At 69.7% G+C, this 13,251-nt stretch carries 12 protein-coding genes; 5 read left to right on the top strand and 7 right to left on the bottom strand.

Going from position 1 to position 13,251, the window contains the following annotated elements:
• Nucleotides 1–19: 19 nt before the first annotated feature.
• The 3 genes from cobS (at nt 20) to PW843_22745 (ending at nt 2,350) form a co-directional block, all read left to right on the top strand.
• The gene (gene cobS / locus PW843_22755; GenBank protein ID MDE1149385.1) at nt 20–835 is read left to right on the top strand and encodes an adenosylcobinamide-GDP ribazoletransferase; all 816 of its coding nucleotides are present in this window, start codon (nt 20–22) and stop codon (nt 833–835) included.
• Complete coding sequence (locus PW843_22750) at nt 832–1,455, top strand: histidine phosphatase family protein (protein MDE1149384.1); 624 nt, start codon at nt 832–834, stop codon at nt 1,453–1,455. Before cobS ends, PW843_22750 begins: the two co-directional genes overlap by 4 nt.
• Nucleotides 1,456–1,663: 208 nt before the next feature.
• Complete coding sequence (locus PW843_22745) at nt 1,664–2,350, top strand: lipid-binding SYLF domain-containing protein (protein MDE1149383.1); 687 nt, start codon at nt 1,664–1,666, stop codon at nt 2,348–2,350.
• Nucleotides 2,351–2,564: 214 nt separating this feature from the next.
• On the opposite strand, the gene PW843_22740 is transcribed toward PW843_22745, so the two are convergent.
• From PW843_22740 to hemC, 6 genes are all read right to left on the bottom strand, one after another.
• Nucleotides 2,565–3,506, bottom strand: coding sequence for an IS110 family transposase (locus PW843_22740; protein MDE1149382.1), 942 nt, complete (start codon nt 3,504–3,506; stop codon nt 2,565–2,567).
• A 267-nt stretch (nt 3,507–3,773) separates the two neighbouring features.
• Nucleotides 3,774–4,754, bottom strand: coding sequence for a cobalamin biosynthesis protein (locus tag PW843_22735; GenBank protein ID MDE1149381.1), 981 nt, complete (start codon nt 4,752–4,754; stop codon nt 3,774–3,776).
• Between the two features lie 10 nt (nt 4,755–4,764).
• Nucleotides 4,765–6,183: a heme biosynthesis HemY N-terminal domain-containing protein gene (locus PW843_22730; protein MDE1149380.1), complete on the bottom strand. Its 1,419-nt coding sequence runs from the start codon at nt 6,181–6,183 to the stop codon at nt 4,765–4,767.
• Nucleotides 6,180–7,910 (bottom strand): mitofilin family membrane protein, encoded by a 1,731-nt coding sequence (locus tag PW843_22725; GenBank protein ID MDE1149379.1) that lies wholly within the window; start codon nt 7,908–7,910, stop codon nt 6,180–6,182. The genes PW843_22730 and PW843_22725 overlap by 4 nt, the downstream gene beginning before the upstream one ends.
• Nucleotides 7,911–7,956: 46 nt before the next feature.
• Complete coding sequence (locus PW843_22720) at nt 7,957–8,685, bottom strand: uroporphyrinogen-III synthase (protein MDE1149378.1); 729 nt, start codon at nt 8,683–8,685, stop codon at nt 7,957–7,959.
• A 17-nt stretch (nt 8,686–8,702) separates the two neighbouring features.
• Nucleotides 8,703–9,662, bottom strand: coding sequence for a hydroxymethylbilane synthase (gene hemC / locus PW843_22715; GenBank protein MDE1149377.1), 960 nt, complete (start codon nt 9,660–9,662; stop codon nt 8,703–8,705).
• A 120-nt stretch (nt 9,663–9,782) separates the two neighbouring features.
• Here hemC and tsaD point away from each other — a divergent pair, with 120 nt between their 5' ends.
• Nucleotides 9,783–10,838, top strand: coding sequence for a tRNA (adenosine(37)-N6)-threonylcarbamoyltransferase complex transferase subunit TsaD (tsaD, locus tag PW843_22710; protein ID MDE1149376.1), 1,056 nt, complete (start codon nt 9,783–9,785; stop codon nt 10,836–10,838).
• 186 nt (nt 10,839–11,024) lie between these two features.
• The gene (locus tag PW843_22705; GenBank protein MDE1149375.1) at nt 11,025–11,771 is read left to right on the top strand and encodes an NYN domain-containing protein; all 747 of its coding nucleotides are present in this window, start codon (nt 11,025–11,027) and stop codon (nt 11,769–11,771) included.
• A gap of 29 nt (nt 11,772–11,800) precedes the next feature.
• Here the strand turns inward: PW843_22705 and PW843_22700 are convergent, their stop codons facing one another.
• Nucleotides 11,801–13,156 carry an amidohydrolase family protein gene (locus PW843_22700; GenBank protein MDE1149374.1) on the bottom strand — a complete coding sequence of 452 codons (1,356 nt, stop codon included), beginning with the start codon at nt 13,154–13,156 and terminating at the stop codon, nt 11,801–11,803.
• Nucleotides 13,157–13,251: the final 95 nt, after the last annotated feature.

The following is a 13,251-nucleotide window of genomic DNA, read 5'->3' as shown; positions in this document are numbered from 1 at the left end:
CTTCCCGTATACCGGAACCATGACTGATGCAACGGGGCCGCGCCTGGGCGGTGTCTTCGCCGAATTCATAGCGGCCGTGATCTTTTTGACCCGCCTGCCGTTGCGCTGGCGTGGTGAGTGGCCGCCCGACCTGAATTCCCGGGCGCTCACCTGGTTTCCCATCGTCGGCACACTGATTGGTGCCATCGGCGGCGGCGTCTATTGGGCGCTGTCCAGCCTGGGCGTACCGCCGTTGTTGAGCGGCCTGCTGACAGTGGGCGCGCTGATGGCGCTGACCGGCGCGCTGCATGAGGACGGGCTGGCCGACGTTGCCGATGGTTTCGGCGGCGGACGTGACCGCGAGACCAAGCTGTCCATCATGAAGGACAGCCGGGTCGGCACCTATGGCGCCGTGGCCCTGGTGCTGAGCGTCGCCGCCCGCACCCTGGCGCTGGCCGCCATTTCCAGCCCCCACCATGTCGCCGCCGCCCTGATGGGTGCCCACGCCTATGCCCGGTGTTTCCTGCCGGGGCTGAAGCTGCTGATGCCCGAGGCGCGGCTGATGGGCCACAGCGCCGGCGTGGGCAAACCCAACAGCGCCCGCGCCCTGGCGGCCTTGCTGGCCGGCCTCATGCTGGCCGCCGCCACCCTGGCGAAGCTGCCGCTGGACGGCGGCTTGCCCCGCCTGGCCATCCTGCTGGTGGCGGGCGGCGGCACCATCGTCGTGGCGCAACTGGCCCGCCGCCAAGTGGGCGGCGTGACCGGCGACGTGCTGGGTGCCGCCGAGCAGGCGTCGGAAATCCTGTTCCTGGTGGCCGTGACCGGCGCCCTGGGCCAAGGCGTGCCCGCCCCATGACCGGTGTGACGCGCTGGTGGTGGATACGCCACGCCCCCCTGGCGGAACCCGACCGCATCGCCGGCCAGGCCGACGTGGCCCTGGCCCCCTGGCCCCACGCCGCCGCCGTACGCCTGGCCGCCCGCCTGCCCACCGGCGCCCGCTGGCTGTCCAGCCCGCTGACCCGCACGCATGAGACGGCGCAGCGCCTGGCGGCATTGATCCCCGGCCCCCGCCCGGTGATCGAGACCGACGGCCGGCTGATGGAACAGTCCTTCGGCCGCTGGCAGGGCCATCGCTACGCCGACCTTGAGGCCGAGGGCGACCCCAGCCTGGCGCCCTTCTGGGCCGATCCCACCCACCAGGCGCCACCGGGCGGTGAAAGCTTCGCCGACCTGTGCCGCCGTCTGGCCCAAGCCGTGGGGGAACGCCTGGCCCCCGACGGCGAACACGACATCGTCTGCGTCAGCCACGCCGGCCCGGTGCGCGCCGCCGTGGCCCTGGCCCTGGACCTGACGCCCGCCCGCGCCCTGGCGCTGGACGTGTCGCCCCTGGCGTTGACGCGGCTGGAGCATATTCCGGATCCGCACAGCGCCGATGGCGGGGCCTGGGCCGTGCGCACCGTCAACCATCTCCCTTAGGCCGCGACTGGCCGCGCCCGGCGACTGACGGCATCCGATAAAACTTGCCGCACACTTGCCTTACTTCGCCGCTAGGGTCCCGCCCATGGGGATCCGGACGCCGCAAGCCATGGGCGTCCGTTCCCAGATATGGTAGGAATTCACATAACTGCGTCAACGGATGGGCTGTCGGCTAAGGACGGCCCCTGACGGGAAGAGGATGGAAGCGATGGTCAATCGGCGGCAGGTGTTGGCGGGTGCGGCGGCGGGTCTGACCCTGGCGCTGGGTGCCGCCGGGCCGGCGTGGGCGGAGGTGACGGAGGCCCAGCTGATGGTGGAGCGCGCGCGCCTGACGGCCATGAGCCTGCTGGGCGATCCGCAATACGCGCCGCTGAAGGGCCTGCTGCGCCGGGCCAAGGGCGTGCTGATCCTGCCCAACGTCATCCAGGCCGGCTTCTTCCTGGGCGGCGGCGGCGGCACCGGCGTGCTGGTGGCGCGCGGCAGCGATGGGGCGTGGAGCGGCCCGGCCTTCTACACCATGGCGGAGGCCAGCTTCGGCCTGCAGTTCGGCGGCCAGCAGGCGCAGATGATGCTGGTGATCATGACCGACAAGGGCCTGAACGCCGTCATGGACCGCGCCGTGAAGCTGGGCGCCGACGCCAAGGTGGCGGTAGGCGAACTGGGCAGCCAGGTGGGTGCGGGCTACGGCGTGGGCATGGATGCCGACATGTACGTCTACGCCAAGACCGCCGGCCTGTTCGGCGGCCTGGCGATCGACGGTTCCGTCATCACGCCGCGCAAGGAATGGAACGACATCTTCTACGGCCAGCAGACCACGCCGGAACAAATCCTGCTGGACCGTTCCTTCTTCCGCCCCGAAGCCCAGGCTTTGGCCCAGGTGTTGTCTGAGTCTTAAGGCGTTCCCTCAGGCGGCGGGCGGGCGCATCCGCGCCCTTGCCTTGTCCTCGCTTTCCAGTCCGCCTGCGGCTCCCCGGACAAGCTCCGGCGGCCCCAGTCGGGGCCTAGGAAGGCTCATTTCGGAGCGAAGCGACTAGGACGCGACCGCGTCCGCCGCAGGTTTCCGGGGAACGAAGTGGACTGGAAACCGAGGACAAGCCAAGCAACTGTCTTCATGAGGCGTGAGCCGGATCGTATTCGCGCTGTTGCCTGAGGATTGAGTTTGCGAGGACGATGATTTTCCGCATGAGTGCGGTGAGAGCGACCTTGGGCTTTTTGCCGGCGGCGATGAGCTTTTTGTAGAAGGCGGCCAGGGGTGGGTTGTGGCGGCTGGCGACGACGGCGGCCATGTAGAGAACGTTACGGACGGCGGGTCTTCCGCCGTAGATGCTCCGGGGCCCGTCGCGTTTTCCGCTTTGATTGTCCATGGGTGCGACGCCGGCGAGGGCGGCAGCCTGTTGGCGTGTAAGGGCGCCCAGTTCGGGCATATGGGCCAGCGCGGTACTTGCGAAGACAGGGCCTATGGCGGGGATGGAGCGGAGGAATTTGTTCTTGGTCTTCAAGACCTCCGAGGCGGCGATGTGGCTGGCGATGCGCTTATCGACCAGGACGATCTGAAGGGCGATGGATTTCAATCGTCGCTTGGCCAGTCGGCGCAGTTCGGCGTTCTCCAGCCGTCTGGCCTGGTTGGTGATCGTGGTCCGATCCTCAAGCAATTGGCGGCGGTATGTTGTCAGCTCAGCCAACGCTTCCCGGTCTTTGTCCGGCTTGTGGTCTTCCCCTTTGATCGCCTTGGCATAGGCTGCGATCATGCGGGCGTCGAGCCGATCATTCTTGGCCCAACGACCGGAAGCTTTGGCGTAGTAGCGAACCTTGCGGGGGTCGACGATCCGAACTGGGATCTCGGCCTTCACCATGGTCTGAGCGACGGGCCGTTCATAGCCACCGCTGGCCTCCATGACGATCTGCACGGTGCGTTTCCGGCAGCGTTGCCGCAAAGCCACGTAGCCAGCCGGGGAATTCTCAATTTGGAAGACATCCCCGGTTTCATCGTCGAAGCCGTCGAGACGGTCCTTGCTGACATCCAGGGCGATGATAGAGTCGTTCTGCGCCATCTTCATACTCCCAGCCTTGCGCATGCGGGGCGGCGACCCCGTGCAACTGTTCGGGCTAATGAAGGGGCCGACCGGAGAGCCTTGCTTGGCTACGGAGCCGGAACTTCCCGCCGTTGGAACGGTCTTCCGGTCGGATCACGGGCTGGGGCATGCCCCAGCCCGTGACGGCGCTACTTTACGCAGATTGGGAAGATACAAGCGGCCGGATGGCCGCACCCGGCAACTGCGGGCAGCTTTTGATCGGCCACGATCAAAAGCCAGGTGTAATCAAGCCCAGACCAGCGCCAGCAGGGTGACGCAGACGGCCAGCAGGCCGGCGGCACCGGTCAGCGCCACCACGGCGCGCAGGTCGGACGTGTCCACGCGGGCGCGGCCGGTGCCCAGCCAATCCTCGTGCACCGTCATCTCACCCTCGCGCCGGGGGCCGGCCAGGGCCAGGTTCAGGGCGTTGGCCACGGCGGCCAGCGGCAAGGCGGCGGTCCCTTGGGCGTGGCGGATGCGTAGCGCGGCCATGACCGCGCCCGGCCGGCTGCCCGGCACGATCAGGCAACCCGCCGCCAGCAGCAGCACCGTCAGGCGCGACGGCACCCAGTCCAGCGCCAGCAGGGCGCGGCGGGCGGGCCGGCCGAAGGCGGCATAGCGGGGCGAGGTGTGCCCCACCGTCACCGCCACGGTCTGCACCGTCACCCAGACCATCAGGCCCGGCAGATCCAGCAGGGCGAACCAGAACAGCGGTGCCACCAGGCCCCGTTCCATCAGGACCACCAGCGCCTCCATGCCCGCGCGCAGCACGGCGTGGCGGTCCATGGTCCAGACCGGCTTGTGCGTCAGGGGCGCCACCGCCTGACGCAGGACGTCCGCGTCCTCCGCCGGAGCGGCGGCCAGCAGAGTGCGTATGGTCACCAGCAGGCGCCCAAAAACCAACACGCGCGTCACCACCAGCAGTTCCAGCAACCAGGCGACGCGCAGGTGGAGGGCGGCGATGGTCAGCGCCAAGGCGGCCAGGCCCACGCCGATAGCCATGACGATGGTCACCAGGGCGCCGCGTGCCAGGCGCACGCTGTCCAGGCGTTCGATCCGGTTCAGGCGCTTGTCGGCCCAGCGCACAGCCTCCACCATCTGGCCCTGCGGTGTCATCAGCCAGCGGTCCACCGCCGGGAAACCGGCGATGAAGGCATTCAGTACCAAGGCCAGGGCCAGCAACAGCAGCGAATCAGCCCGGGGCGGGGCGAACGGCAGGGGAATCATGACGCCCCCATCACGACGCACCAGAGCGGAACCGGGACAGGCGCGGCACCAGCCGGCCCAAACCGCCTTTGGCGGTGGGCAGGGCGGCGGGTCCGGCCACCACTGAGTCGACGCCGGCCGGCAGGCGCCAGGCCAAGGTGTCGAAGCCACCGCACTGGCCGCACGACGCGCCCCAAACGGCATTGACGCCGCCGCAGGCGGTGCAGACCCAGGCCGGATCGGCCGCCGCATGGGCGGCATCGGCCAAATGACCGCGCTCTTCGGCGCCGGGCCCGTGTTCCGCCTCGGCCAGGGCCGCCAGCAGGCGATGGACGCGGGCGCCGGGCCGCGTGGCCAGCACGCGTTTCAGGTGGCCGCGCGCGACACCCCACAGCCGGGCGTCGATGGCAGCGCGGGCCAGGGCCAGATGGGCATCGGCCGAGTCTGGATCCAGCGCCACCAGCGCCTCCAGCCGCTTCACGCGGGCCAGCGGATCGGGATCGTCGCCGGCTTTCTCGCCCGTCAGTCCCCAGGCTTCCGCCAAATCGGGATGGGGCGCCAGGTGCCAGGCCTGTTCCAGCACGCGGGTCGCGGCCTTGGCGGAGCCGGTGGCGGCCAGCAGGCGGGCGGCCTGCACGGCGGCGGGAACGGACGCGGGTTCCAGGTCATGGGCCTTGCGCGCCTGGGCCAGGGCCTGGTCCAGCGCGCCCTCGGCCGCCGCAGCCCGGCTGCGTTCCACCAGCAGGGCGGCGCGGTGGCGGCGCAGCGTGTCCCCGGCCAAGACCTTGGCCGCGGTCAACTGGTCCAGTGCCGCCGTGGCGGCCGTCCAGTCGCCGGCCCGCGCCTCAAGTTCCAGCTGGGTTTGCAGGGGCCAGCGCGCCTTGGGCCGCAGGACTGCCGCCTCGCGCGCCAATGCCAGGGCGCGGCCGGTGTCGCCGGCGGCCAACGCCTGGGCCGCCAGGCCGCGCAGGCCGACGAAGGCCATGTCCGGCCGGGCCTTTTCCGCCCCCAGGGTACGCATGGCGCGGAAACGGTCGGCGGCGGCCCCCTCATCCCCCGACAGTTGCGCCGCCTGCGCCGACAGCAGCAGGGTCAGGGAGGGGTCGTCCAGCAATCCGTCCGCCTTGGCGGCCCAGCGCGCGGCCGCCGCACCGTCGCCCGCCGCCACCGCCACCAGCCCATGGGTCAGGGCCTGAAACCCCCGCGTCCGCCGGCTGGTGCGCCGCCCGGCGCCCAGGCGCCGGGGGCTGCGCCACAGCAGCAGGAACAGCCGCACCAGAAGGTAGGCGGCCACCGCGACAGCCAGCAGCGCCACGGCCACCACGCCCACCTGGGTCTGGATGATGTAACCCTGCCAATCCAGGCGCAGGGTGCCGGGCCGCTGCGCCACCCAGACCGCCAGCGCGATCACCACGGCCAGGCGCAGCAGGAACCACAGGGTCCGCCTCATAGGTGGCCCCCGTCCTGGGCGTTGTCGGCGGCGGGTGCCGGCTGCGGCGTCGCACCATCCGGCTGGCCCTCGGGCTTGGCGCCTTCGGCGGACGGCGGTTCCGGCTTGTTCTCCGGAAGAGGCAGGGATTCGGCAGGCCCGTCCTTGGGCGCTTCCTTCGCTTGCTCCTTGGCGGGCGGCAGGCCGCCCTGCACGTCGCTGACGGCACGGCGGGACAGGCGGGTCATGGCGTCATCCGCCGCCAGCCGGGCCTGCGCGTCGCGCAGCCAGGCCTGCACCTCCGGCGTCGCGGCCGGCGGACCGGCCAGGGCCGACATCTCGGCCACGGCCGTGCCCAGGTCGCCGCGATCCAGGGCGGCGCCAGCGCGGGAGACCACGGCGTCGGGCTCATTGCCCTCCATATGTCCGTCCTTGCGGCGGATGGTGACCAGGGCCTTCAGCCGGCCCCACAGCTGCTCCAGCCAATCGGCACCCTCCGGCACGCGGGCGGCGCGCTGGGCGGCATCCGCCGCGCGGTCGAAACCGTCGCGCAGGGCCAGCGGCCCGGCCAGGCCCTTGCCTTGGGTTTGGGCCAGCCGATCCAGGATCTGGCGCAGGGCGTCGTCGTCCGGCGCCAGGCTGCGCACGGCCGACAGTTCCACGTCATAGGGTCGGCCGGCCACCAGGGCCGCCTGCAACTGGTTGGTGGCGACCAGCAAGGCCTGGCCCCGCCCGGCGGCCGCGTTCTGCGCCGCCAACCGGGCGCTCAATTCCTCGCGCTGCTGCGCCGATTGCGCCAGCGCCTGCTCCAGCGCCCGCTGACGATCGGTCAGGCGGGTGAACTGCTCCGTCATCTGGTCCAGGCGAGCGGCCAGGGCGGGGTCGGCCGCCGGGGCGCCATCGCCGGTGGCCGCGGCGGGCGCGGCGGCCAGCTTGGCCTTCAGGTCGGCCACCTCCTGCTCCAAGGCTTGCTGGCGCTGGGCGGCGGCGCTCAGGCGCCGCCCCACCTCCGCCAACGCCGTCTGGGTGCCGACATAGTCGGCCGCCGGCGCCGGTTCGGCCGACACGCCACCCACCGGCGCCAGGCCCAGGCGGATCAGGGCCGGGTCCAGCGCGCCGCCGCGCCACAGGCTGTAGCCACCGGCGCCCAGGGCCGCCAGCGCCACCAGCAGGGCCAGCGCGGACACCGCACCACCCCGCTTGACGACGGTCGGCGGGGCCTGGGGCGGACGCGGCGGGGGTGCAGCGTCACCACGGAAAGCGGGGCGCGCACCCTCGGGCTTCGCCGGGTCCGGCTTGAAGGGATCGGCCTTGGTCTCCGTCCGGAAAGTTTCGATCCTGGGCGCCGGGTCCGGTTTGGGTTCAGGCTTGGCATCCGGCTTGGGCACGAACGAACCGGGTGCCGACAGGAAAGGCGTGGGTTGGGTGGCCAGGCTGGTGCCGGGCGACGGCAGGGCGATGGCGGGGGCGGCCGGCGCCACCGGTTCCGGCGCGCCCATCGCCGCGTCCAGTTCGGCCGCGGTCAGGGAAATGCCCAGGCGCGCGGCGGCGGTTTCCAGGTCCGCACGCCGGTTGGGGGGAATGGTGCCACGTTTCTTCCAGCCCTGGACCGTGGTCACGGGGATGCCCAGCTTGGCCGCCATGGGACGGATGCCGCCGAAACGCTCGACGATCACATCCACCTGGGGGCTGCCGTCGCCCTTCTCCCCGCTGCTGATGTTGTTGGGCGCCGATCCTTCACCGGTCATGCGGCGATCCTTTCTTCCCCTTGGGAACCGTCCCTTCGCGGGCCCGTCAGGGTCCCGGCGCATCGACCGTAAGCAGGTCGAGAAGGGCGGCTTGATTGGGCTGGGCGGCCACGGCCACCCCACCGAACAGGCCAGCATCGCCGGCCAAGGCCCCCGCCACGGCGGGACTTAGGCACAGCGCCACAACCCCGGCCAGAGGGGCGGAAACCCCATCCTGTACCGCGAGGTTAACAAACGTACGCGCCGACCGGGGAGAAAAAAGCAGCACGCGCTCCACCAGGCCGGCCGCCAGCGCATCGCACACGTCGGGCAGCAGGGCGGTGGCCGCCACCGCGCGGTAGACGGTCAGCCGCCGGGCGGAAAAGCCCTGGGCCCCCAGGGCGGCGGCCGGGTCACCGGCCACATCGGCCCCGGCGGCGTGCAGCAACAGGCCATCGTCCGGCCGAGCCCGCGCCACCACCAGGCGCGCCAGATCCTCGGCATCACCACCAGCGGAATGGACGTCCATGAAGCCCACGTCCCGCGCGGCGGCGGCGCTGCGATCACCCACAGCGTACACGGGGCGCGTACGGGCGGCACCCAGGCGCACCAGCGCCCGTACGCCGTTGACGCTGGTGACCAGATAGGCCTGCACATCGTCGGCCGGCGGCAGGACGGCGTCCACCGGCGCGACACTCATCAGCGGATCGATCAGGGGCGTATGGCCCAGGGCCACGATATGCGCGGCCGTCTCATCAGCCTGCGGCCGGGGGCGGGTGATCAGGACGGTGGCCATGGCCGCCCCACCCCGCCTCAGGTGACGGTGAAGATGCCGGGCGGCAGGCGGCCCTTCAGTTCCGCGCCCGCGTCCAGGCCGGCCGTCAGCGCGTCGGCCGGAGCGAAGCGGCGGCTGGTGGTGACGATGATCTTGCCATCCGGGCTGAGCGCCATCGCGTCCAGATCCACATCGCCGTCGGGGCGCAGGGTCGCCAGCGCCGCGATGGGTGTGCGGCACGACCCGTCCAGCGCCGTCAGCACGCCGCGTTCCGCCGTCACGCGGATGGCGGTCTCAGCGCAGTTCAGGGCGGCCAGCAGGCCGTTGGTGACGGCATCGTCCAGCCGCGCCTCGATGCCGATGGCGCCCTGGGCCACCGCCGGCAGCATCTCATCTGGTTCCAGTACCGCCGTCACCTGGCCTTCCAACGACAGGCGGCGCAGGCCGGCCAGGGCCAGCAGGGTGGCGTCAACCTCCCCTTCCGCCAGCTTGCGCAGGCGGGTCTGGACATTGCCACGCAGGGGCACGACCTTAAGGTCCGGGCGACGGGCCAGGATTTGCGCCTGGCGGCGCAGGCTGGCGGTGCCGACCACGGCGCCAGGTGCCAAATCCGCCAGGCGGATGCCGTCGCGGCTGAACCAGGCGTCGCGCGGATCCTCGCGCGGCAGCAGGGTGGTGATGGCAAGCCCTTCGGGCAGCACCGTGGGCACGTCCTTCATGGAATGGACGGCCAGGTCGATGGCGCCTTCGCTCAAGGCCTCCTCGATCTCCTTGGTGAACAGACCCTTGCCACCGGCCTCCGCCAGGGTGCGGTCCAGGATGCGGTCGCCCGTCGTCTTGATGACGATGATGTCGATGGCGCCCGGCACCGCCAGGTGCGGGTGGGCCCGGCCCAGCCGCTCGCGCGTTTCATGCGCCTGGGCCAGGGCGAGCGGGCTGCCCCGCGTGCCGATGCGCAGGGGAGAGGTCGGGGTATGGGTGGGCGTCGCGGTCGTCATGACTGCCTGTCTATCGCCCTTTGCGGTTGCGGGAAAGGGCCCGGTCGGTGACAACGGCGCAAATCGTGCCGATTTGATATGAGTGAGGCCCGGCCGGTGCGGGCTTCCCGAGGGTATGTGATGATCGTCCTGGGTATCGAGACCAGCTGTGATGAGACCGCCTGCGCCATCGTGGACGGTGATCGGAACATCCTGGCCAACGTCGTGCTGTCACAGCTGGACGAACACCGCCCCTATGGCGGCGTGGTGCCGGAGGTGGCGGCCCGCGCCCACCTGCATTACCTGGACGGCCTGATCCGCCAGGCGCTGGACGAATCGGGCCTGAGCCTGGGTGGGGTGGACGCCATCGCCGCCACCGGCGGGCCCGGCCTGATCGGCGGCGTCATCGTCGGCGTCATGACGGCCAAGGCGATGGCGGCGGCGCGCAACCTTCCCTTCGTGGCCGTCAACCATCTGGAAGGCCACGCCCTGACCGCGCGCCTGACGGACGACGTGCCCTTCCCCTACCTGCTGCTGCTGGTGTCGGGCGGGCATTGCCAGTTGCTGGAGGTGGAGGGCGTGGGACAGTACCGTCGCCTGGGCACCACCATCGACGACGCGGTGGGCGAGGCGTTCGACAAGACGGCCAAGCTGCTGGGCCTGGGTTATCCCGGCGGCCCGCTGCTGGAAAAGGCGGCCGAGCGCGCCACCAACCCCGGCCGGTTCGAGTTGCCGGCGCCGATGAAAGGCAGGCCGGACTGCGACTTCTCCTTCTCCGGCCTCAAGACCGCCGTGCGCCGGCATGTGGAACAGCTCGGAACGCCGACAGCGGAGGACGTGGCGGACCTGGCCGCCGCCTTCCACCATGCCGTCGGCCAATCGCTGCTGGACCGTTGCGACCGCGCCATCAGGGCCTTCAAGGATCGGCATCCGGAAGGCCGGCACCTGGTGGTGGCCGGCGGTGTCGCCGCCAACAAATACCTGCGCGCGCAGTTGAGCAAACTGGCGGCCAAGCGCGGCCTGACCTTCACCGCCCCGCCCCTGGCGCTCTGCACCGACAACGCCGCCATGATCGCCTGGGCCGGCCTGGAACGCTTCCGCGCCGGCCAGACCGACACCCTGGACTTCGCCCCCCGCCCCCGCTGGCCCCTGGACCCGAACGCCAAGCCGATGAAGTTCGCGGGGGCCAAGGCCTAGTGATCGGTGAGCACCACAGCTTCCTCTACCATAGAGAGATTCTTTTGCTCTTTTTTCGCCTTTAGGCCTTGACGGGACTTGGGCAAAAACACATCTATGGGCTCTCTAGCCCCCCCGGCTGTACGCTGCCTCTAGCTTGCTAATGAGGTTGCCGAACCCGGGGGGTTCTGTTTTCTGGGGACCGGAATGCTCACAACTGCCGTTTTGGTGGATGGTGGCTTTTTCCTGAAGCGCTTTCGCTTCGTTTACCCGGACTTGGATAGCGGCGACCCCATTGTCGTGGCTCGCACCATGCACAAGATGGCCCTGGCGCACCTGTACGCCAAATCCGGCAAGCGCATCGCCCACCTCTACCGCATCTTCTTTTACGACTGCCCACCATTGGCCAAGAAGGTGCATCGTCCGGTGTCCGGTCGATCCCATGATTTTTCCAAAGACGGCACGTCGAAGTTCCGGCTGTCCTTGCATGATGAGGTTAAGCGCCTCAGGAAAACGGCGCTACGCCTGGGGCGGCGGGATGAAGAGAACGCGACGTGGCAGATCAATCCCGGAAAACTGAAGGATTTGATCTCAAAGAAGATTCAGTTCGGAGATTTGACCGACGACGACTTCACCTTCTACGCTAAGCAGAAGGTGGTCGATATGAAGATCGGTCTCGATATCGCGTCGATCGCACACAAACGCGTCGCCAACCAAATCATCCTGATTGCTGGCGATAGCGATTTCGTTCCGGCAGCCAAGCAAGCACGGCGGGAGGGGATCGATTTCGTCCTCGACCCGATGTGGAACCACATCAATCCCGATCTGAACGAGCACATCGACGGTTTACGATCCACCTGTCCAAATCCCAGCCGTCGCCACGTGACACCGACCTTCGTTCCGCCCGATGACGATATCGAGGAACTACTGAACGGCGATAACGGGAGCAGTTAGGATGGCCCCCGGCCGGGAGCCATCCCGGTTTAATGGGCCGTGCTGGTGAACACCTGCTCCGTCCCGCCCTTCTTGAAGACGACGCCGCCCTTCATCACGAAATCCACCTTGCCCATGACGGTGATGTCCTTCAGCGGGTCGCCGGGCACCGCCACCACGTCGGCGTATTTGCCAACCGCGACGCTGCCGATCTCCTTGTCCTTTTTCAGCAGGGTGGCGGCGTTGATGGTGGCCATCTGCAGGGTGTAGATGGCCGGCATCCCCACCTGCACCAGCAAGGGGAAGTCCTTCCAGTTCTCACCATGGGGGAAGACGCCGCTGTCGGTGCCGTAGGCGAACTTCACCCCGGCCTTGTAGGCGTCGCCCACCGTCTTCAGCAGTTGCGGCCCCACCAGCAGGGCCTTGGCCTGCACCGCCGGCGGATAGGCGTGGGGGTTGGCCTTGGCCTTTTCCGTCACGTAGCTGCCGACATAGATGGTGGGCACGTAGTAGGTGCCGTGTTCCTTCATCAGCTTCATGTCCTGGAAGTCCATGAAGGTGCCGTGCTCGATGCTGTCGGCGCCGGCGACGACGGCGCGGCGGATGCCCTCCGCCCCATGGGCGTGGACGCCGACGATGTAGCCGTACTCATGCGCGGCGGTGACCAGGGCCTTGGTCTCCTCCTCCGTCAGTTGGGCGTTGTCGACGCTGCTGGACAGGTCCAGGACGCCGCCGGTGGTCATGATCTTGATGGTGTCGACGTTCTGCTTGTAATGCTCCCGCACCGCCTTCCAGGCGTCGGCGGTGCCGTTGATGATGCTGTCGTGCGGACCGACGTCGGGCTGCAGATCCATGCGCAGGCCGTCGCCGTCATCGGCATGGCCGCCGGTGGAGCCGATGGCGGGGCCCGCCGTCAGGATGCGGGGGCCGGGGACCCAGCCCTTGTTGATCTGGTCGCGCAGGGCCACCGTCTCATAATGGCTGTCGCCCAGGTTGCGCACGGTGGTGAAACCGCCCAGCAGGGTGCGTTTGGCCCACACCGTGCTGCGCACCACCCAGTCCGCCAGGTTGAAGTGCAGCATGTCGCTGTAGGCGCTGGGGCTGAATTCGCTGCTGAGGTGGACGTGGGCGTCGATCAGGCCGGGCAGGCAGGTCTCGCCCGGCAGTTCCACCACCTCGGCATCCGCCCGCGTGACGAAGCCGGCCGCCACCTCGATCACCCGGTCGCCCTGGATGACCACGCTGGTCTGGCCCAGCATCTTGCCCGCCACCGAGTCCAGCAGGGCCGGGCAGTGCAGCACCACCGGCTTGGGCGCCGGCGCCGCGTCCTGCGCCTGGGCGGCCCCGGCCAGCGCCGTGGCCGCCAGCAGGGCGAAAGCGCGTGTGAAAACGGTTGCAATGGCCATGAGGCGTCCCCCTTCAAGAAGAAGCATGTCCCTGTTTCGTCAGCCGGTTCCCCCACCGGCCGCTGAACGCCAAGGTAGCATCGCCATCCCACCGC

It is taken from the genome of Azospirillaceae bacterium (assembly GCA_028283825.1).
In the GTDB taxonomy this organism is placed as follows: Bacteria; Pseudomonadota; Alphaproteobacteria; order Azospirillales; family Azospirillaceae; genus Nitrospirillum.
This window is presented reverse-complemented; position numbering and strand designations above follow the sequence as displayed.

Excerpts from the sequence above, each read along its gene's own strand:
- cobS (MDE1149385.1), top strand. The coding sequence starts at position 20 with ATGACTGATGCAACGGGGCCGCGCCTGGGCGGTGTCTTCGCCGAATTC.
- PW843_22750 (MDE1149384.1), top strand. The coding sequence starts at position 832 with ATGACCGGTGTGACGCGCTGGTGGTGGATACGCCACGCCCCCCTGGCG.
- PW843_22745 (MDE1149383.1), top strand. The coding sequence starts at position 1,664 with ATGGTCAATCGGCGGCAGGTGTTGGCGGGTGCGGCGGCGGGTCTGACC.
- PW843_22740 (MDE1149382.1), bottom strand. The coding sequence starts at position 3,506 with ATGGCGCAGAACGACTCTATCATCGCCCTGGATGTCAGCAAGGACCGT.
- PW843_22735 (MDE1149381.1), bottom strand. The coding sequence starts at position 4,754 with ATGATTCCCCTGCCGTTCGCCCCGCCCCGGGCTGATTCGCTGCTGTTG.
- PW843_22730 (MDE1149380.1), bottom strand. The coding sequence starts at position 6,183 with ATGAGGCGGACCCTGTGGTTCCTGCTGCGCCTGGCCGTGGTGATCGCG.
- PW843_22725 (MDE1149379.1), bottom strand. The coding sequence starts at position 7,910 with ATGACCGGTGAAGGATCGGCGCCCAACAACATCAGCAGCGGGGAGAAG.
- PW843_22720 (MDE1149378.1), bottom strand. The coding sequence starts at position 8,685 with ATGGCCACCGTCCTGATCACCCGCCCCCGGCCGCAGGCTGATGAGACG.
- hemC (MDE1149377.1), bottom strand. The coding sequence starts at position 9,662 with ATGACGACCGCGACGCCCACCCATACCCCGACCTCTCCCCTGCGCATC.
- tsaD (MDE1149376.1), top strand. The coding sequence starts at position 9,783 with ATGATCGTCCTGGGTATCGAGACCAGCTGTGATGAGACCGCCTGCGCC.
- PW843_22705 (MDE1149375.1), top strand. The coding sequence starts at position 11,025 with ATGCTCACAACTGCCGTTTTGGTGGATGGTGGCTTTTTCCTGAAGCGC.
- PW843_22700 (MDE1149374.1), bottom strand. The coding sequence starts at position 13,156 with ATGGCCATTGCAACCGTTTTCACACGCGCTTTCGCCCTGCTGGCGGCC.